The 18026-nt window shown below is 69.4% G+C and carries 20 protein-coding genes and 1 tRNA gene; 13 read left to right on the top strand and 8 right to left on the bottom strand.

The features are described from left to right. Positions 1–200: 200 nt before the first annotated feature. Positions 201–284, bottom strand: a tRNA-Leu gene (locus OAW74_RS14145). Between the two features lie 147 nt (positions 285–431). Here OAW74_RS14145 and OAW74_RS14140 point away from each other — a divergent pair. From OAW74_RS14140 to pknB, 7 genes are all read left to right on the top strand, one after another. Next, a complete protein-coding gene (locus OAW74_RS14140) occupies positions 432–1172 on the top strand; it encodes an FhaA domain-containing protein (RefSeq protein ID WP_262875029.1) in 741 nt (246 codons plus the stop codon). Continuing rightward, positions 1169–1708, top strand: coding sequence for an FHA domain-containing protein FhaB/FipA (locus tag OAW74_RS14135; RefSeq protein ID WP_262875028.1), 540 nt, complete (start codon positions 1169–1171; stop codon positions 1706–1708). Before OAW74_RS14140 ends, OAW74_RS14135 begins: the two co-directional genes overlap by 4 nt. Before the next feature lie 13 nt (positions 1709–1721). After that, positions 1722–2957 (top strand): PP2C family protein-serine/threonine phosphatase, encoded by a 1236-nt coding sequence (locus OAW74_RS14130; RefSeq protein ID WP_262875027.1) that lies wholly within the window; start codon positions 1722–1724, stop codon positions 2955–2957. Further along, entirely contained in the window at positions 2954–4342 is a 1389-nt protein-coding gene (locus OAW74_RS14125; protein ID WP_262875026.1) for an FtsW/RodA/SpoVE family cell cycle protein, read from the top strand. Before OAW74_RS14130 ends, OAW74_RS14125 begins: the two co-directional genes overlap by 4 nt. Then, complete coding sequence (locus OAW74_RS14120; RefSeq protein WP_262875025.1) at positions 4339–5799, top strand: peptidoglycan D,D-transpeptidase FtsI family protein; 1461 nt, start codon at positions 4339–4341, stop codon at positions 5797–5799. Before OAW74_RS14125 ends, OAW74_RS14120 begins: the two co-directional genes overlap by 4 nt. After that, positions 5796–7514, top strand: a complete 1719-nt coding sequence (locus tag OAW74_RS14115; RefSeq protein ID WP_262875024.1) for a serine/threonine-protein kinase — start codon at positions 5796–5798, stop codon at positions 7512–7514. The genes OAW74_RS14120 and OAW74_RS14115 overlap by 4 nt, the downstream gene beginning before the upstream one ends. Before the next feature lie 63 nt (positions 7515–7577). Then, positions 7578–9275, top strand: a complete 1698-nt coding sequence (gene pknB, locus OAW74_RS14110) for a Stk1 family PASTA domain-containing Ser/Thr kinase (protein ID WP_262875022.1) — start codon at positions 7578–7580, stop codon at positions 9273–9275. On the opposite strand, the gene OAW74_RS14105 is transcribed toward pknB, so the two are convergent. Genes OAW74_RS14105 through OAW74_RS14095 form a run of 3 tightly spaced genes read right to left on the bottom strand, consistent with a single transcriptional unit; the run spans position 9260 to position 10838 of the window. Further along, entirely contained in the window at positions 9260–9907 is a 648-nt protein-coding gene (locus OAW74_RS14105; RefSeq protein WP_262875021.1) for a glutamine amidotransferase-related protein, read from the bottom strand. The genes pknB and OAW74_RS14105 overlap by 16 nt on opposite strands. Then, positions 9904–10059: a hypothetical protein gene (locus OAW74_RS14100; RefSeq protein ID WP_262875020.1), complete on the bottom strand. Its 156-nt coding sequence runs from the start codon at positions 10057–10059 to the stop codon at positions 9904–9906. The genes OAW74_RS14105 and OAW74_RS14100 overlap by 4 nt, the downstream gene beginning before the upstream one ends. Next, entirely contained in the window at positions 10059–10838 is a 780-nt protein-coding gene (locus OAW74_RS14095; RefSeq protein WP_262875019.1) for a class E sortase, read from the bottom strand. Before OAW74_RS14095 ends, OAW74_RS14100 begins: the two co-directional genes overlap by 1 nt. Positions 10839–10891: 53 nt before the next feature. Between OAW74_RS14095 and OAW74_RS14090 the strand changes: the two genes are divergently transcribed. Beyond that, entirely contained in the window at positions 10892–11131 is a 240-nt protein-coding gene (locus OAW74_RS14090; protein WP_262875018.1) for a cell division protein CrgA, read from the top strand. A 74-nt stretch (positions 11132–11205) separates the two neighbouring features. Here OAW74_RS14090 and OAW74_RS14085 read toward each other — a convergent pair whose 3' ends face one another. Both OAW74_RS14085 and OAW74_RS14080 read right to left on the bottom strand, forming a co-directional pair. Further along, complete coding sequence (locus tag OAW74_RS14085) at positions 11206–12075, bottom strand: rhomboid family intramembrane serine protease (protein ID WP_262875017.1); 870 nt, start codon at positions 12073–12075, stop codon at positions 11206–11208. A 4-nt stretch (positions 12076–12079) separates the two neighbouring features. Then, on the bottom strand, positions 12080–12637 hold the full coding sequence (locus tag OAW74_RS14080) for a peptidylprolyl isomerase (RefSeq protein ID WP_262875016.1): 558 nt from the start codon (positions 12635–12637) through the stop codon (positions 12080–12082). Positions 12638–12736: 99 nt separating this feature from the next. Between OAW74_RS14080 and OAW74_RS14075 the strand changes: the two genes are divergently transcribed. Continuing rightward, a complete protein-coding gene (locus OAW74_RS14075) occupies positions 12737–13249 on the top strand; it encodes a DNA helicase (protein WP_262875015.1) in 513 nt (170 codons plus the stop codon). Positions 13250–13340: 91 nt separating this feature from the next. Beyond that, the gene (locus OAW74_RS14070; RefSeq protein ID WP_262875299.1) at positions 13341–13760 is read left to right on the top strand and encodes an aminoacyl-tRNA deacylase; all 420 of its coding nucleotides are present in this window, start codon (positions 13341–13343) and stop codon (positions 13758–13760) included. 1 nt (position 13761) lies between these two features. On the opposite strand, the gene OAW74_RS14065 is transcribed toward OAW74_RS14070, so the two are convergent. Both OAW74_RS14065 and OAW74_RS14060 read right to left on the bottom strand, forming a co-directional pair. Then, entirely contained in the window at positions 13762–14184 is a 423-nt protein-coding gene (locus tag OAW74_RS14065; RefSeq protein ID WP_262875014.1) for an NUDIX hydrolase, read from the bottom strand. Positions 14185–14227: 43 nt separating this feature from the next. Continuing rightward, on the bottom strand, positions 14228–15643 hold the full coding sequence (locus tag OAW74_RS14060; protein WP_262875013.1) for a dihydrolipoyl dehydrogenase family protein: 1416 nt from the start codon (positions 15641–15643) through the stop codon (positions 14228–14230). Between the two features lie 147 nt (positions 15644–15790). Here OAW74_RS14060 and OAW74_RS14055 point away from each other — a divergent pair, with 147 nt between their 5' ends. From OAW74_RS14055 to OAW74_RS14045, 3 genes are read left to right on the top strand one after another with little or no spacing between them, the layout of a single operon-like run. After that, the gene (locus tag OAW74_RS14055) at positions 15791–16615 is read left to right on the top strand and encodes an ABC transporter ATP-binding protein (RefSeq protein ID WP_262875012.1); all 825 of its coding nucleotides are present in this window, start codon (positions 15791–15793) and stop codon (positions 16613–16615) included. Then, on the top strand, positions 16612–17301 hold the full coding sequence (locus OAW74_RS14050; protein WP_262875011.1) for an ABC transporter permease: 690 nt from the start codon (positions 16612–16614) through the stop codon (positions 17299–17301). The genes OAW74_RS14055 and OAW74_RS14050 overlap by 4 nt, the downstream gene beginning before the upstream one ends. Further along, positions 17298–18017: an ABC transporter permease gene (locus tag OAW74_RS14045; RefSeq protein WP_262875010.1), complete on the top strand. Its 720-nt coding sequence runs from the start codon at positions 17298–17300 to the stop codon at positions 18015–18017. Before OAW74_RS14050 ends, OAW74_RS14045 begins: the two co-directional genes overlap by 4 nt. Positions 18018–18026: the final 9 nt, after the last annotated feature.

The following is an 18026-nucleotide window of genomic DNA, read 5'->3' as shown; positions in this document are numbered from 1 at the left end:
CGCGGCGCGCACTCACCGAACAGAACACGAACCACACAGGCCCGCTGGGGCCTACTCGTGTTGGTCCAGCACGCGCGGATCCTGATTCCGGCGCCGAAACCGCGCCTGAAACGACGAAACCGGCGGGAGAACTGGTCTCCTACCGGTTTCGCTCGCAATAAACGAACACTGAGCCGTTCAAAAAAGAACACGGCCCGCTGTGCGCGAGGGGGGAGTTGAACCCCCACGCCCTTTCGGGCACTGGCACCTGAAGCCAGCGCGTCTGCCTATTCCGCCACTCGCGCGAACCGCGGTTTCCCGCGGATTCAACTTCCCGAGGATATCACGGGCTCGACCGCACGCAGAATCGGCACCGAGCCGACCGCGGTTTGGTGCCTCTTCAGGCTGGCCAACTAGCATGTACCCACCGGTCTGCCTGCCTGAGGAGTCGTGTGGGACTACTTGACAGCTTCGAGAAGGGACTCGAACGCGCGGTCAACAGCGCGTTCGCGAAGACCTTCCGCAGCGGGATCCAGCCTGTCGAGATCGCCGCTGCGCTGCGCAGCGAGCTCGACAAGAAGGCTGCCGTCGTCACGCGCGACCGCATCCTCGCTCCGAACACGTTCGTCGTGCGCCTCGCGACCGCCGACCACGCCACGATGGCCCAGCTCGGCGACGCCCTGGGCGACGAGCTCGACGCGCTCGTGCAGAAGCACGCCAGGTCGCAGGGCTACACGTTCGCCGGACCCGTGAGCATCTCGCTCGAGCGCGACGAGAACCTCTCCACCGGAACCCTGCGCATCGACTCGAACACCGCCAAGGGCACCGTCTCGTGGCGCGGGGTGGTCGATGTCGAGGGCCGCCGGCATCCGCTCACCAAGTCCCGCACCGTGATCGGGCGGGGGACGGATGCCGACATCACGATCTCCGACGCCGGCACGAGCCGCAAGCACGTCGAGATCCTGTGGGACGGCGAGCGCGCCATGGTGCGCGACCTCGGATCGACCAACGGCACGCTGCTGAACGGCACGAAGGTCGCCGAGGCCGCGCTGCCCTCCGACTCCACCATCACGATCGGGCGCACCGACATCGTCTTCCGCGTCGTCGCGCAGGCGGCCCCGCCGCGCCCGACGATGCCCGCCGACGACGCGACCCGCGTGTTCGACGTGCGCGGAGGCGGTGGCGTCGCATGAGCGAACTGACCCTGCTGCTGCTGCGCATCGGCTTCCTCGTGCTGATGTGGGTGTTCGTGTTCGTCGTGGTCTACTCTCTGCGCGCCGACCTGTTCGGGGTGCGTGTGCGCAAGATGCCGGAGCCCGCCGCGGCCGCCGCGACTCCCGCGCCCGCCGTCGCCAAGCCCGGGTCGCCCAGTGCACCCACCGAGGCGGTGCGCCCCGTCGCGCCGCCCGCCCCCTCGGGCGGCAACGCGACCACCTCGACGGTGTCGCGCATCGTCATCACGAGCGGCCCGAAGACGGGGCTCGAGCTGCCGCTCGGCACCGAGCCGCTCACGATCGGCAGATCGAGCGAGTCGGGGCTCGTCATCCGCGACGACTACACCTCGAGCCATCACGCACGTCTCGTGCTGTGGGGCGAGCAGTGGATGCTGCAGGACCTCGGTTCGACCAACGGCACGTGGCACGACGGCACCCGCGTCTCGACCCCGGTTCCCGTCCTCAGCGGGGCCCCGATCAAGGTCGGCGCCACGACGTTCGAGCTGCGGAAGTAACGGCGCCGAACCGATGGTCTTCCAAGGCTCGAGCGCGGCGATCTCGCACACCGGCAAGGTCCGCTCCAACAACCAGGACTCCGGCTACGCCGGCTCCAACCTCTTCGTCGTGGCCGACGGCATGGGCGGGCACGCCGGCGGCGATGTCGCCTCGAGCATCGCCGTGCACCGGCTCGAAGCGGTCGATCAGCCGTTCGCGACGACGTCGGAGGGCGAGCGGGTGCTGCGCGAGACGATCGCCGACACCGCGACCGATCTCATCGACACGGTGCGGGTGCGGCCGGAGCTGGCCGGCATGGGCACGACGGTCAGCGCGCTGCTGATGATCGACGACTACGCCGTCATCGCCCACATCGGCGACTCGCGCATCTATCTCTACCGCGACGACGCGCTCACCCAGATCACCACCGACCACACCTTCGTGCAGCGACTGGTCGACTCGGGGCGCATCACCCCGGAAGAGGCGCGCTATCACCCTCGGCGCTCCGTGCTGATGCGCGTGCTCGGCGACATGGACGCCGACCCCGAGGTCGACACGTTCATCATGCCGACCCAGCCGGGCGACCGCTGGCTGCTGTGCTCCGACGGGCTGTCGGGCGTCGTCGACGACGCGCACACCGCGAAGGCGCTCGCCCAGGGCTTCGCGCCCGGCCGCACGGCCGACGTGCTGCTCAAGCAGGCCCTCGACGGGGGCGCACCCGACAACGTCACGATCGTCATCGTCGACGTCGGCGGTCAGCATCCGATCTTCTCCGGCACGCCGACGATCGTGGGCTCCGCCTCGACGCCCAAGGGCATCGAGGTGCCTGCGGCACGCCCCGGCCGCACGAGCTGGCTGCACCCCGTTCGGCAGGCGGCGAACGAGCCGAGCCACTTCGAACCGGCCGCCGAGTTCCTCGAAGAGCTCATCGAAGAAGACCGCCGGCGTGCTCGACGCCGCCGCATCGGCTGGATCGTCGGCTCGGTCGTGATCCTCGGGATGCTGGCGGCAGCGCTGTTCTTCGGCTACCAGTGGACGCAGACCCGCTATTTCGTCGGCGCCGACGAAGACACCGTCGTGATCTATCAGGGCATCCAGCAGAACATCGGGCCGATCACCCTCTCCACGCCCGTGGAAGACACCGGCATCGCGCTGGCCGACCTCCCGACCTATCAGCAGAACGCCGTCGAGCGCACGATCAGCGCCGGCTCGCTCGAGCAGGCGCGCGAGGTCGTCGAGCGCCTCAGCCCCGCGGGAGAGACGCAATGAGCGCCGACACGCAGCCGGTCGCCGCCGACACCGCGGTGCTGCGCGCCCTCAAGCGCATCCGCGTGCCGCAGACCCAGCGCAACCGCGAACTGGTGCTGCTGATCTTCGCGTTCGCGATCAACGCGTCGGCGGTCGCGCTCGTGCAGCTCGGCGCGACCGGCGAGATCGAGCCCACGTTCCTCTATTACTGCGGCGCGCTCACGGCGCTCGTGCTCGCCCTGCACATCGCGCTGCGTCTGCTCGCCCGCGACGCCGACCCCTTCATCGTGCCCATCGCGACGCTGTTGACCGGCCTCGGCATCGCGATGATCTACCGGCTCGACATCGCGAAGGACTCGCACGGCTGGGACGCGTTCTCGACCAAGCAGCTCGTCTGGACGGGCGTCTCGGTGCTCGCCGCGCTGATCGTGGTGATCGCGCTGCGCAACTACCGCGTGCTCTTCCGCTACACCTATCTGTTCGGCCTCACCGCGATCGTGCTGCTGCTGCTGCCGATGGTGCCGGGGCTCGGCGCGGGCGGCAACGCCGACGTGTGGATCTCGATCGGCCCGCTCTCGTTCCAACCGGGAGAGCTCGCCAAGATCTGCCTCGCGATCTTCTTCGCCGGCTACCTCGTGCGCACCCGCGACGCACTCACCTCGGTCGGCGTGCGCTTCCTGGGGCTGACCTGGCCGAGGCTGCGCGAATTCGGCCCGCTGCTGGTGGTCTGGCTCATCTCGCTCGGCATCATCGTGCTGCAGCGCGACCTCGGCACCGGCATCCTGATCTTCGGCATGTTCGTCGCGATGCTCTACGTCGCCACGGGCAAGACGAGCTGGGTGGTGATCGGCCTCGTCATGGTCGCCGCCGGCGCCTACCTCGCCTCGCAGATCCTGCCCTACGTGCACGGGCGGTTCGTCAACTGGCTCGACGCCTTCAACCCCGAGGTGATCGACGCGCAAGGCGGCAGCTACCAGCTGGTGCAGGGCATCTTCGGCCTCGCGCAGGGCGGTCTCATCGGCACGGGCTGGGGCCAGGGCCGCCCCTACATCACGCCCGTCGCCGAGAGCGACTACATCTTCCCGAGCCTCGGCGAAGAGCTGGGGCTGGTGGGCCTGTTCGCGATCCTCGCCCTCTACATGGTCTTCGTCGCCCGCGGTCTGCGCGTGGGCGTCGCCGGTCAAGACGACTTCGGCAAGCTGCTGGCCACCGGCTTCTCGTTCACGATCGGACTGCAGGTGTTCATCATGGTCGGCGGTGTCACCCGCGTCATCCCCCTCACGGGTCTGACCACTCCCTTCCTCGCCGCCGGCGGCTCGTCGCTGCTGGCGAACTGGATCATCGTCGCGCTGCTGCTGCGGATATCGGATGCTGTGCGCAGCCGTCCCCGGGTGGTGATCGGGTGACCAGAGAGATGAAGCGGCTGAGCGTCGTGCTGCTCGTGCTGTTCCTGGCCCTGTTCGCCTCGACCAGCTGGATCCAGGTGGTGCACGCCGAAGCGCTGTCGGAGAACAGCCGCAACACGCGTGCGCTCTACGACTCCTACGAGGTGCAGCGCGGCTCGATCATCGCGAGCGGCTCGCCGATCGCCACCTCCGTGGCCTCCGACGACGTCTACGCCTGGCAGCGCCAATACGTCGACCCCGAGATGTGGGCGCACGTGACCGGCTGGATCAACCCGGCACTGGGCTCGGCCAGCGGCATCGAGCAGGCGATGAACCAGGAGCTCAGCGGCACGGCCGGCTCGCAGTTCTTCACGAGTCTCGAGCGCATCATCACCGGTCAGGACCCGCGAGGCTCCAACGTCGTGCTGAGCCTCGACGAAGACGTGCAGCGAGCGGCCTACGACGCGATCGGCGACCTGCAGGCCGCCGTGGTGGCGATCGAGCCGTCGACCGGCCGCATCCTCGCCATGGTGAGCAGCCCGAGCTTCGACACCAACACCCTCGCGGCGCACGACGCCACCGCCGTCAACAACACCTACGACGAGCTCGCGGCGGCCGTCGACAAGCCGCTGTTCAACCGGGCCATCGGCGGCGACATGAACCCGCCCGGCTCGACGTTCAAGCTCGTCGTCGCCTCGGCCGCCCTCGCGAGCGGCCAATGGACCGCCGACTCCGAACTGCCCAACCCGGCCTCGTACACCCTGCCGCAGTCCAGCAGCGTCGTCTACAACGCCTCCGGCGGCACGTGCGGCTCGGGCAAGACGGTCACGATCGCCGACGCACTGCGGCTCAGCTGCAACATCCCCTTCGCCGAGCTCGCCGTCGAGCTGGGCGATGACGCCATCCGCGACGAGGCCGAGAAGTACGGCTTCAACACGAGCTTCACGATGCCCCTCGTCTCGACGGCCTCGGTCTACCCCGAGACGGCGCTCGACGACGCCCAGACCGCGCTCACCGGGTTCGGTCAGGGCCAGGTGCTCGCCACGCCCCTGCAGATCGCCATGGTCTCGGCCGGGATCGCCAACGAAGGAGTCGTCATGAATCCGCGCATGGTCGACCAGGTGATCGCCCCCGACCTGGCTGTGCAGCAGACCTTCGAAGACACCGTGTTCAACCAGGCGGTCACCTCCGACGTGGCCGCGCAGCTGGTGTCGATGATGGTCGCCAATGTCAGTGACGGCGCGGCATCGGGTGCAACAATAGACGGAGTCGATGTGGCCGGTAAGACCGGCACCGCGGAGAAAGGGGCCGGCGAACCGTACACGCTGTGGTTCACCGGCTTCGCCCCCGCGGACGACCCGCAAGTCGCCGTCGCAGTCGTCGTCGAGGACGGCGGAGGGCAGGGTCAGTCGGGCAGCGGTAACACGATCGCGGCGCCCATCGCGAAGAAGGTCATGGAGGCGGTGCTGAACAGATGAGGCCGACGCAGGGAGTGACCTTCGGAGGACGCTACGAACTCGACTCTCGCATCGCCATCGGCGGCATGGGCGAGGTGTGGGAGGCGACCGATCACGTGATCGGTCGCACCGTGGCGATCAAGATCCTCAAAGACGAGTACATGGGCGACCCAGGGTTCCTCGAGCGCTTCCGCGCCGAGGCCCGCCACGCCGCACTCGTCAACCACGAGGGCATCGCGAGCGTCTTCGACTACGGCGAAGAGAACGGCTCCGCGTTCCTGGTGATGGAGCTCGTCCCCGGCGAGGCGCTGTCGACGATCCTCGAACGCGAGGGGTCGCTCTCGACCGACAAGACCCTCGACATCGTCACCCAGACGGCGGCGGCGCTGCAGGCCGCGCACGCCGCAGGTCTTGTGCACCGCGACATCAAGCCGGGGAACCTCCTGATCACCCCCGACGGCCGGGTGAAGATCACCGACTTCGGCATCGCCCGCATCGCCGACCAGGTGCCGCTGACGGCCACCGGTCAGGTGATGGGCACCGTGCAGTACCTCTCGCCCGAGCAGGCCTCCGGTCACCCCGCGTCACCGGCCACCGACATCTATTCGCTGGGCATCGTCGCCTACGAGTCGCTCGCCGGCAAGCGCCCGTTCACGGGCGAGTCGCAGGTCGCGATCGCGATGGCGCAGATCAACGAGCAGCCCCCGCCGCTGCCGCCGACGGTCGCCGTGCCGGTGCAGAACTTCGTCATGGCGATGATCGCCAAGAAGCCCGAGGACCGCCCGGCGTCGGCATCCGTCGTCGCCCGCGCGGCCACCGCGCTGCGCCGCGGCGATGTCGCGGCCGCCGCCGCCGTCGTGCCCCAGATCGCGGGCCTCGCGGCCGGTGCCGATGCGGCGACCATGCTGCTGACGGCGGGAGACGACGCGACGACGCAGCTGATGCCGTCGGGCGCCGTCGTCGGCGACGAGGTCGAGGCAGAAGAAGAGGCCGAGAAGAAGAAGCGCAGCCCGTGGACCTGGCCGCTCATCGCGCTGATCGTGCTGCTGCTGCTCGTGCTCGGCGGCACGCTGTGGGCGATGTTCGCGAACGGCGAGCCGGAGCCCGAGGCCTCGAGCACCTCGGCCACCCCCACCCCGACCCGCTCGACGCCCACCCCCACGCCCAGCGAGACGCGCATCGACATCGACGCGCTCTCGCTCATGGGGATGGACTGCGAGGAGGCCAGGACGAAGGCCCGCGAGGCCGGTGTCGACAGCGTGACCTGCACCGCGGGCGACGCCGCTCCGTCGGCCGACGAGGTGAACACGGTCTACCGCATCTCGACGACGGGCCTCATCGAGCCGACGACCGACCTCGTGCTCACGTACTACTCCGACCAGACGGCGATGCCCACCCCCGGCGACCCGACGCTCAACCCCACCGAGGCCGCCACGGGATCGCAGCTGACCGTGTCGTGGCCGCGCTACGACTGCCCGGCAGGGGGAGGCAACGTCACCTCCTACGACTTCACGGCGTCGGGGGCGACCTTCCCCAACGGCAACGGAGAGTCCTCGTTCGGTCCGTCGGAGCGCAGCACGACGCTCACCGTCACCGCCACGAGCGGTGTGGTCTCGGTGAGCTACACGGTGAGCTGCTCGGGCCGCGACGACGCCTCGCCGCTGTCGGCCGAGGTGCAGGCATCCGTCACGGCAGCTCCCGAGCCCGAACCCACCGACGAAGGCGACGAGGGCTGATCGGCTCGCAGCCGCCGACGGGTCGTCGGTTAGGCTGGAGCAGTTCCACCCAGGGGAGTGACCGTGACAGCTGAGCCGCGCATTCTCGCCGGTCGCTACCGCGTCGACGAGGCGATCGGCAGGGGCGGGATGGCCAGCGTCTACCGCGGCTACGACCTCACTCTGGGCCGCGACGTCGCCATCAAGGTGCTCGATCGCGAACTCGCGAAAGACAGCGCATTCCGCACCCGCTTCCGGCTCGAGGCCCAAGCCGCCTCGCGCATGTCGCACCCCACCATCGTGCGCGTCTACGACGCGGGTGAAGACGCGGAGCCCGGCCCCGACGGCACACCGCGCCCCGTGCCCTTCATCGTCATGGAGCTCGTGCGCGGCCGACTGCTCAAAGACATCGTGGCCGAGGGGGCGGTGCCGGTGCCCGACGCGGTTCGCTACGTCGACGGCATCCTCGAGGCACTGGAGTATTCGCACCGCGCGGGCGTCGTGCACCGCGACATCAAGCCGGGCAACGTCATGGTCACCGACACCGGCCAGGTCAAGGTGATGGATTTCGGCATCGCGCGTGCCGTCTCGGACTCATCGTCGACGGTCGCCGAGACCACCGCGATCCTCGGCACGGCGTCGTACTTCTCGCCCGAGCAGGCCAAGGGCGAGCCGGTCGACGGCCGCGCCGACCTGTATTCGGCCGGCGTGGTGCTCTATGAGCTGCTCACGGGACGACCCCCGTTCCGCGGCGAGACCCCGGTCGCGGTCGCCTATCAGCACGTCAGCGAGGCGCCGCTGCCGCCGTCCGAGGTGAACGGCGCTGTGCCGCGCTCGCTCGACGCCGTCACGCTGCGCGCCCTCGCGAAAGACCCCTACCAGCGCTTTCAAGACGCCGCGGCGTTCCGCGAGGAGCTCGAGCGCACCGTCGACGGCAAGGCGCCCTCCAAGCGCAAGGTCGAAGCGCTCACCAGCGAGCTCTACGGCCCCAACCCGCGCCAGGCGGCCGAGACCGCGCGATCGCTCCGACAGCTGAGCACCGACACCACGATGACCCGCACGCAGGCCGGCCCGCCCGTCGCCTGGATCTGGTCGGGCTTCGCCGTGCTCGCTGTGCTGCTGATCGCGGTGCTGCTGTGGGTCATCTCGATCCAGCCCCGCGAAGAGGTGCCGGGCAATGCGCGGGTCGTGCCCGATGTGTCCGGCATGACCTACGAGCGCGCCGTCGCCGAACTCGAGAAGAACGACCTCATCGCCTTCCGCGAAGACGAGCCCAGCGAAGACGTGCCCGAGGGCAACGTGATCCGCACCGACCCCGCCGCCGACGCCTCGGTCAGCCCCGGTCAGGAGGTGACGGTATACGTGTCGGAGGGCATCGAGCTGGTCAAGATCCCGACGCTCACCGGATTGAAGAAGGATGCGGCGGCCGACGCCCTCGACGACGCCGGTCTGACCCTCGGCAGCGTGACGCCGGTCAACGACCCGAACACCGAGGCCGATACGGTGCTCTCCGCCGACCCTGCCGACGGCACCGAGGTCGCACCCGGCACGATCGTCAACCTCACGGTCGCCTCGGGCTCGGTGACGATCAACGACGTGCGCGGCTACACGCTCGAGGCCGCCACGCGCGAGCTCGAAGCCGACGACCTCGGCCTCACCGTCGAGCCGCTGGAAGACCCGGACTGCCCTGCCACCGACCCCGCCATCGTCACGCAGCAGTCGCTTCCGCCGGGCGATGTGCCCGTGCGTTCGACGATCCAGCTGACCTACTGCTCCGGCTGAGCGCCCTCGCGGCGCGGATGCAGCCTGGCACCTCTGGCCGCAGCATCCGGATATCCGATCTGGGCCAGCCAGTTGCCCAGCAGTCGGTGCCCACCCTCGGTCAACACGCTCTCGGGGTGGAACTGCACGCCCTGGATCGGGGCGTCGCGGTGGCGGATGCCCATGATCACGCCGCTGTCGGTGCGACTGGTGACGCGCAGCTGGTCGGGGAGCGTCGCCGGCACCACGGCGAGCGAGTGGTAGCGGGTCGCCGCGAAGGGGTCGGGCAGCCCCACATAGAGCGGGTCGCCGTCGTGGTGCACGAGGGAGGTCATGCCGTGCATGAGCTCGGGTGCGTGCTCGACCCGCGCTCCGAACGCCGCGGCGATCGCCTGGTGCCCGAGGCACACTCCCAGCAGCGGCGTCCCGCTCGCCGCCGCTGCGCGCACCACGGCGATCGACGCGCCGGCGTGCTCGGGGTCGCCGGGGCCGGGCGAGACGAGCACCGCGCGGTGCGACGAGATCGCATGAGCGGCTCTGGCCGGCGCGATCTCGTCGGCCTCGACGACGTCGGTGTCGGCCCCGAGTTCGTGCAGGTAGCCGATCAGGGTGTGCACGAAGCTGTCGTGGTTGTCGACGACGAGCACCGTCACTGAACGGTGACCTCTTGCGGGTTGACCATCGTGCTGACCCAGGGGAACACATAGAAGAACAGCCCGTAGAGCACGGCCGTCGCAAGCGCGAGCACGATCACGAGCCGCACCCACCACGGTCCGGGCAGCACCCGCCACAGCGCCGCGTACATCAGGCCGCTGCCTCGGTGAGCGAAGCGGGCTTTCCGTCGGCGCGGGGGGTGAACGACTCGAAGACGCTGTAGGCGACGATGCGCTCGGTCATCGCGTACATCGGGCTGCAGCTGGTCATCGTCAGATACCCCTCGGTGGCTTCGACGCCGACCTGCTGGGGCACAGCCAGCAGCACGTCGACCTGGCTCGGCTTGACGTATTCGAGAGTGCGGAAGCGGTAGGTGTACCACCCCTGCTTGGTCTCCACGACGATGGCGTCGCCCACGTGCAGGTCGGCGATGCGGTTGAAGGGCTTGCCCCACGTGGTGCGGTGCGCCGCCACCGCGAAGTTGCCGATGTCGCCGGGCATGTCGGTGCCGGGGTAGTGCCCGATGCCGATCGTGTCGAGGGTGCGGGCGCGGGTGATGCCGCCGGCCATCTCGACGGCGTAGTCGTCGCCGAAGCGGGGGATGCGCATGACGGCGAAGCGCTCGGCGTCGGCTGGCTCGCTCATCTTCACGGGAGTGGCCACCGATCCGGTCTCGGTGGGCTCTGGCGTGGGTTCGGCCGTGGCGGATGCCGATGCCGACGGGGTCTCGTAGTCGAGCTCCCACTGCTGCGAGAGCGCCTGACCGGAGGCGTTGCGCTCGGCGCCGTAGATCGCGTCGCCGATCCACATCTGCCATGCGACATAGAGCAGCAGCACCACGCCGACCGTGACGAGCAGTTCGCCCACGACGCCCAGCACCGAGACCTTGCGGCGCGTACGCCGAGGACGCAGCTCGGTCGACTCGGTCATCCCATGATTCTACGGGCGCATACTGTGGTCGCCCTGGCAGTTAGACTGACCGCATGGCACGACCCGGCAGAGATGACGACGCGACCGTCGACCGCAGCGAAGGCGAAGACGCCCCCAACCCGGTGTGGTTCAAGCCCATCATGATCGGGCTCATGCTCGTGGGGCTCGTCTGGGTGCTCTTCTTCTACTTGAGCGGTTCGCTCGGCCCCATCCCCGGCATCGGCGCGTGGAATCTCGTGATCGGCTTCGGCATCGCGTTCGTGGGATTCCTCATGACCACTCGGTGGCGGTAGTCCCCAGGGTTGTCAACACCGGTGAATAACATCGGTGTAATTCATCCCCATCTGTGGATAACCCTGTGGATGGATCACACGTAGAACACGGCGGGGATCACCAGCAGGGCCAGCAGGCCCACCGTGACAGCGGCCAGCAGCGCGATCTGCAGGTTGCGTCGGCGCAGCTCCCTCGTGCGCGCGTAGATGAACCCGACCAGCGCCCCGCCGAGCAGTCCGCCGACGTGCGCCTGCCAAGCGACGGTGAAGCCGGGCAGAAACCCGATCACCAGGTTGATCGCGAGCACGATCACGATGCCGCGGATGTTCGCGCCGATGTGGCGCCCGATCACCAGCAGCGCCCCCAGCATCCCGAACACCGCACCGGACGCCCCGACGACCCACGTCCCCGGTGCGATCAGGGCGACGCCCACCGAGCCGGCGAGCCCAGAGATCAGATACAGCGCGAGGTAGCGCCACCGCCCGAGGAGCGGTTCGAGACTCTGGCCGATCATGAAGACCGCCAGCATGTTCAGCGCCAGATGCAGGAAGCCGCCGTGGACGAGCAGCACCGTGAGCAGCCGCCAGGGTTCGACCGGGATGCCGCTGCCCGGCAGCAGGAATGCGCTGTTGAACGCCAGGTAGTTCTCGACGCCGAGCCCAGGGATGAGCTGCAGCAGATAGACGAAAGCGGTGACCGCGATGATGCCGTAGGTCACCAGCGGTCGCGAATCGGTCGATCGCGCCCGCGGCCGCGACCACCGACGCTGCGCCTTGCGCTGGGCCGGACTCGCGGCTCGGCGCTGCTCGGCGAGGCACTCCGGGCAGATCACGCCGACGGGCGCCTGCGTCTGGCACTCGGGGCAGATCGTGCGCAGGCACCGCTGACAGAGCACGAAGCTCTGCCGGTCGGGATGCCGGTAGCAGAAGTTGTCTGCGTTGCGCTGGAACGCGTCGGTGGTCACGCGGTCAGACCGCGGCGATGTCGATCGACTGGATGACGACGGGCTCGATCGGACGGTCGGCGGCACCGGTGGGCACAGCGCTGATCGCGTCGACCACGGCGCGCGACGCGTCGTCGGCGACCTCGCCGAAGATCGTGTGCTTGCCGTTGAGCCACGGAGTCGGGTCGGTCGTGATGAAGAACTGCGATCCGTTCGTTCCCTCGGCCTTGCCGGTGATCGCGTTGCGGCGAAGCCCCGCGTTGGCCATCGCCAGCAGGTAGGGCGCGCCGAAGTTCAGCTCGGGGTGGATCTCGTCGTCGAAGTTGTAGCCGGGCCCGCCGATGCCCTGACCGAGCGGGTCGCCGCCCTGGATCATGAAGCCGGGGATGATGCGGTGGAAGACGACGTCGGTGTAGAGCGGGCCTTCGCCGGGCTTGCCGGTGGCCGGGTCGGTCCAGGCGCCGGTTCCGTCGGAGAGCCCGATGAAGTTCTGAACCGTGCGCGGCGCGTGGTCGCCGAACAGGTTGACGACGATGTCGCCGTGGTTGGTGTGAAGGGTGGCAACGGCACTGTGCTGAGGCATGCCCATATTCTTTCAGAGGATCCTGTGCAACCCCTCGCGTGCAGCGCCAGGTCTGGCAAGATGGGGAATCCATCGTCCCGACGACAGGGAGGGCACGTCATGAGCCTGAGCCGCAAGCGCCGCAAGGAACTCCACCGCCTCCAGCAGCAGGCGAGCAAGCTGTGGGCATCGCAGCAGGTCTTGGTGGGGGATGCCGCCGACGTCGCCCGCGAGGCGAGCCGCCAGCTCGGCAATTACGGCCGGGAGCAGGTCGCCCCGCAGGTGCAGCAGAACTACGAGAAGTACGCCGCGCCCTACGTCGACAAGGGCGTCGCCTATTCGCGCCACATCGTCAACGACAAGGTGGTTCCCGCGACCGGTGCCGTCGTCGGCTCCGCGTTGGCCGCATGGGATGCCGCCAACCACAAGCGTGCCGAGATCGCCTCGAGCCGTGGCTTCTCCTCGCCGGTTCTCGTCGCCCCCAAGAAGAGCGGCATCGGCGCCGGCGGTGTGATCGCGATCATCCTCGGTGTGGCCGCAGCCGTCGGCGTGGCGTACGCGGCATGGCAGACACTGCGTGCCGACGACGAACTGTGGGTCGCCGACGACCCGCTGCGCGCCCCCGACGCGTGAGACGGAAAGCCGGTCGTTGAGCGAGGAGCGCAGCGACGAGACGAAACGCCTCGACCGCGTCCGCACGGCAGCATCCGCCCGCGGTCTGGAGATCGAGCTGAGGGAGCGCCCGGCGGCGAACAGTCTGCTCGAGGCGGCCGCTCTGCTGGGCATCGCGCCCGCCGGCATCGTCAAGACGCTCGTCGTCAAGCGCAGCGACGACACCTACCTGTTCGCCCTGATCCCCGGCGATCGGGCGATCTCGTGGCCGAAGCTGCGTGCCGTCGTCGGGGTGAACAAGCTGCAGCTGCCCGATCCGCAGCGCGCGCTCGCGGCGACCGGCTACGAGCGGGGCACGATCGTGCCGATCGGCAGCTCGACCGAGTGGCCGGTCTTCGCCGACGAGCGCATCGCGGGTCATCGCATCGCGATGGGCGCCGGTGCGCACGGCTACAGTCTGTTCGTCGAGGCCGACGACCTCATCGCCGCCTATGGGGCCACCGTGGCCGACATCTCGCAGCCGATCGACTGACTCAGTCGCGCCCTGCCATCTCGAGACCGATGTCGACGAGCTTCACGCGCTGCAGTTCAGCGACTTCGGCGAGCGGGAACCACTCGGCGCGGTCGGTCGATCCGCCCACCTCGTGACGCAGACGCCCGCCGGTCACCTTCGCGCGGTAGATGATGCGCAGCGTGTGCAGCGGCACCTCGCTCTCGGTGAGCCGGCGCGTGGGCGGGATGACGCGCGAATGGATGCCGAGAAGTTCGACGATCGCGATCTTGTAGCCGGTCTCCTCCCGCACCTCGCGGCGCGCGGCGACCTCGGGATCCTCACCCGGCTCGAGTCCTCCGCCGGGGAGCGTCCACGCGCCTCGGCGGCCCTCGTTCCAGTGCGCCAGCAGCACGTTGTCGGCTTCGTCGACGATGACGGCGTAGGCCGCGACGCGCAGGTCCATGCGATGACTCTAGGCGATGACCCCGCTCAGTCCCCTGCGCCGGTCAGTCGCGATACTGCTCGAGCCAGCGCAGCCAGACCTCGCTGACGGTCGGATACGCCGGCACGGCATGCCACAGCCGCTCCATCGGCACCTCCCCGACGATCGCGATCGTCGCCGCGTGCAGCAGCTCGGCGACGTCGGGGCCGACGAACGTCGCCCCGATCATCACGTCTCGCCCGGTGTCGATGACCGCACGAGCGGTGCCCGCGTAGCGGTCGGAATACGTGCTCGCCCCGGCCAGCGACGCGAGATCGACATCGAGCACGCGGATGCTGCGCCCTGCCTCCTGCGCCTTCCGCGCGGTGATCCCGACCGAGGCGACCTCGGGGTCGGTGAAGGTGACCTGCGGGACGGCCTCGTGATCGGCGGTCGCCGCGTGCGCGCCCCACGCCCCCGCGTGCACCTCGCCTCCATGTGCCCTCGCGGCGATGACGTCGCCGGCGGCGCGCGCCTGGTACTTGCCCTGGTGAGTGAGCAGCGCGCGATGGTTGACATCGCCCACCGCATACAGCCACTCGAACCCGTCGACGCGCAGCGTGTCGTCGACCTCGAGCCACGATCCGGGTTCGAGTCCGATCGAGGCGAGCCCGAGATCGTCTGTGCGCGGCACGCGTCCCGTCGCCACGAGAACCTGCGCGGCGACGACGTCGGCGCCGTCGGAGAGGCGCAGTGCGATCCCTCCGTCGGAGCGCGACGCCTGGGCGACCTCGACCCCCGTGCGCACATCGACGCCGGCGCTGCGCAGCGACCCGGCCACGGCTTCGCCGGCGAAGGACTCCATCGTCCCGAGCAGGCCGGTTCGGGCGAGCAGGGTCACCGCCGTGCCGAACGAGGCGAACGCCGTCGCCATCTCGCACGCGACAACTCCTCCGCCGAGGATCGCGAGCGAGGTCGGCACCTCGCGCACACCGGTCGCCTCACGGCTGGTCCAGGCCCTGACGCCGTCGAGGCCGGCGATGTCGGGCATCAGCGCGGCGGAGCCCGTGCACACCGCGACGGCGTGCCGGGCCCGCAGGATGGTCGCTTCACCGGAGGAGGAAGTGACGGCGACCTCCCGCTCGGCGGTGATGCGACCGTGTCCTCGGACGAGATCGATGCCGGCGCCGTCGAGCCACTCAACCTGTGAGCTGTCGTTCCACTCGTGGACCATCCGATCACGTCGAGAGAGCACCGCCGCGACGTCGACGCCGCCGTCGATCGCCTCGGCGGCACCCGCGACGTCGCGGGCCCCGCGGAGCGCGGCATCCGCTCGCAGCAGCGTCTTCGACGGCATGCAGGCCCAGTACGAGCACTCGCCCCCGACCAGCTCGCTCTCGACGATGACGACCCGCAGACCCCCCTGCGTCGCGCGGTCGGCGACGTTCTCTCCGACAGGACCCGCGCCGATGACGATGAGGTCATACTCCCTCGTGCTCATGCGCCAACGCTAAGCGGTGGCGCTGCCGCCGAGACAGGGGTTGCGCACAGGCGGAGGGCATCATAAGGGTTCGGCGCCAGGATCGCCTCCCCGTTCCTCCTGTCGGTGACCCGTGCTTGGCTGGGACCTCCAGTGGGAAGGATGCCGATGTCGATCGAGTTCCGCGACGTGTCGAAACGGTTCGGCGACGGCACCCTCGCCGTCGCCGGCTTCAGTCTCAGCATCCCCTCGCACAAGACGACCGTCCTGGTGGGCTCGAGCGGCTGCGGCAAGACGACGCTGCTACGCATGATCAACCGCCTCGTCGAGCCGACCTCCGGCGAGATCACGATCGACGGCGACAGCATCGCCCAGCGCGACGCGGTGCAGCTGCGGCGCAGCATCGGCTACGTGCTGCAGAACGCCGGACTGCTGCCGCACTTCACCGTCGCCGACAACGTCGCGACGGTGCCGCGCCTGAAGGGCGTCGCGAAAGACAGGGCTCGGCAACGCGCGCTCGAACTGCTCGATGTCGTCGGCCTCGATCGTTCCCTCGCCGATCGCTACCCCGGTCAGCTCTCCGGCGGCCAGCAGCAGCGCGTGGGCGTCGCCAGAGGTCTGGCCGCCGACAGCGACATCCTGCTCATGGACGAGCCGTTCGGCGCGGTCGACCCGATCGTCAGACGCGAGCTGCAGGCAGAGACGATCCGGCTGCAGCGAGATCTCGACAAGACCGTCGTCTTCGTCACGCACGACATCGATGAGGCGTTCCTGCTGGGCGACCAGGTCGTGATCCTGCGCGAGGGCGCCCACATCGAACAGGTCGGCAGTCCCAGCGCGATCATCGAGAGTCCCGCGAACGCGTTCGTGGCCGACTTCATCGGCGCCGAACGCGGGTCCCGCGCGCTGTCGATCAAGAAGACGGCGGGCGGCAGCGTGCTGGTGGATGCGGCCGGACGCACGCAGGGAGTGCTCGTGGAGCGGTCGACATGAGCTGGGTGCTCGACAATCTCGACCTCATCGGCGAGCTCTCGGTCGCGCACCTGCGCCAGAGCATGATCTCGATCGCGATCGGGTTCGTGATCGCCCTTCCGCTCGGGTGGGCGGCGTTCCGGTACACCCGGCTGCGAGGGCCGATGCTCACGACGGTCGGGCTGCTCTACACCATCCCCTCGCTCGGCCTGTTCCCCCTGATCACGAGCCTGTTCGGCATCCCGATGCTGTCGGAGACCAACCTCGTCGTCGCGCTGTCGATCTACGCCGTCGCCATCATGACCCGGTCGGTCACCGATGCGCTCTCCTCCACCGACCCCACCACGCGCCAGGCGGCCCTCGCGGTCGGGTTCGGTCCGTGGCGCCGGTTCTGGCAGGTCGACCTGCCGCTGGCGGGGCCCGTTGTGCTCGCCGGGCTTCGCGTCACCGCCGTCTCGACCATCTCGCTCGCCACGGTCGGAATCCTGATCGGCGTGCAGAATCTCGGCTACCTGTTCACCAACGGCTCGCAGCGGCGCATCGTCTCCGAGGTGCTCGCCGGCGTCGTCGCGGTGGCGCTGATCGCGCTGCTGATCGATCTGCTTCTGGTGCTCTGCGGACGGATGCTGATGCCGTGGGCGCGCGCGACCCGCACACCCCCGCGCGCTCGGGCGCGCATCCGTCAGGGTCAGGGTGTGCCGGCATGAACACGTTCCTCGACGCCGTCGCGTGGATCTTCTCTCCCGAACGACTCACCGGGTCGCTCCCGCTTCCGCTCGCGATCGCGCAGCACCTCGCCTTCACCTTCGCGTCGGTGATCATCGCGGCGGTCGTCGCCGTGCCGCTCGGGTGGCTCATCGGACACACCGGCCGCGGGCGCGAGATCGCCGTCGCCCTCTCGGGCGCCGCGCGCGCCATCCCGTCGTTCGGACTCGTCGTGCTTCTCGTGCTGCTCATCGGCGTCGTGCACAAGACCGAAGCGGCCATCATCGCGTTCGTGCTGCTGGCCATCCCGCCCATCCTCGCCGGCGCCTACGCAGGGTTCGAAGCCATCGATCGCACCGTCATCGACGCCGGCCGCGCCACCGGGATGACACCCTGGCAGGTGCTCGTGCGCATAGAGGTGCCGCTGGGGCTGCCCCTGCTCATCGGCGGGCTGCGATCTGCCGTGCTCCAGGTCGTCGCCACCGTCACGATCGCCGCGTATGTCGGCCTCGGCGGGCTCGGCTTCTACATCCTGCAGGGGATCCCGCTGCGCCGCTTCGACCAGATCCTCGGTGCGTCGATCCTCGTCGTCGCACTGGCGCTCGCGCTCGACGGCGTCTTCGCGCTGCTGCAGCGCGTCGTGGTGCCGCGCGGGGTCACCGCCCGTCTCGACCCCGGCGGAGAAGTCCCGCGCGCCGGCGCGGTGTCCGCCGCCTGAACCATCCAC

Origin of the sequence: Microbacterium fluvii, assembly GCF_025515205.1 — a bacterium.
GTDB classification, from domain to species: Bacteria; Actinomycetota; Actinomycetes; order Actinomycetales; family Microbacteriaceae; genus Microbacterium; species Microbacterium fluvii.
The sequence above is the reverse complement of the archived record's forward strand: the minus strand, read 5'-3'. Positions and strand labels throughout refer to the sequence as shown.

Coding starts and splice junctions, on each gene's coding strand:
- OAW74_RS14135 (WP_262875028.1), top strand. CDS start 1,169: ATGAGCGAACTGACCCTGCTGCTGCTGCGCATCGGCTTCCTCGTGCTG.
- OAW74_RS14130 (WP_262875027.1), top strand. CDS start 1,722: ATGGTCTTCCAAGGCTCGAGCGCGGCGATCTCGCACACCGGCAAGGTC.
- OAW74_RS14125 (WP_262875026.1), top strand. CDS start 2,954: ATGAGCGCCGACACGCAGCCGGTCGCCGCCGACACCGCGGTGCTGCGC.
- OAW74_RS14115 (WP_262875024.1), top strand. CDS start 5,796: ATGAGGCCGACGCAGGGAGTGACCTTCGGAGGACGCTACGAACTCGAC.
- OAW74_RS14100 (WP_262875020.1), bottom strand. CDS start 10,059: ATGTACGCGGCGCTGTGGCGGGTGCTGCCCGGACCGTGGTGGGTGCGG.
- OAW74_RS14095 (WP_262875019.1), bottom strand. CDS start 10,838: ATGACCGAGTCGACCGAGCTGCGTCCTCGGCGTACGCGCCGCAAGGTC.
- OAW74_RS14090 (WP_262875018.1), top strand. CDS start 10,892: ATGGCACGACCCGGCAGAGATGACGACGCGACCGTCGACCGCAGCGAA.
- OAW74_RS14080 (WP_262875016.1), bottom strand. CDS start 12,637: ATGCCTCAGCACAGTGCCGTTGCCACCCTTCACACCAACCACGGCGAC.
- OAW74_RS14075 (WP_262875015.1), top strand. CDS start 12,737: ATGAGCCTGAGCCGCAAGCGCCGCAAGGAACTCCACCGCCTCCAGCAG.
- OAW74_RS14065 (WP_262875014.1), bottom strand. CDS start 14,184: ATGGACCTGCGCGTCGCGGCCTACGCCGTCATCGTCGACGAAGCCGAC.
- OAW74_RS14060 (WP_262875013.1), bottom strand. CDS start 15,643: ATGAGCACGAGGGAGTATGACCTCATCGTCATCGGCGCGGGTCCTGTC.
- OAW74_RS14055 (WP_262875012.1), top strand. CDS start 15,791: ATGTCGATCGAGTTCCGCGACGTGTCGAAACGGTTCGGCGACGGCACC.
- OAW74_RS14050 (WP_262875011.1), top strand. CDS start 16,612: ATGAGCTGGGTGCTCGACAATCTCGACCTCATCGGCGAGCTCTCGGTC.
- OAW74_RS14045 (WP_262875010.1), top strand. CDS start 17,298: ATGAACACGTTCCTCGACGCCGTCGCGTGGATCTTCTCTCCCGAACGA.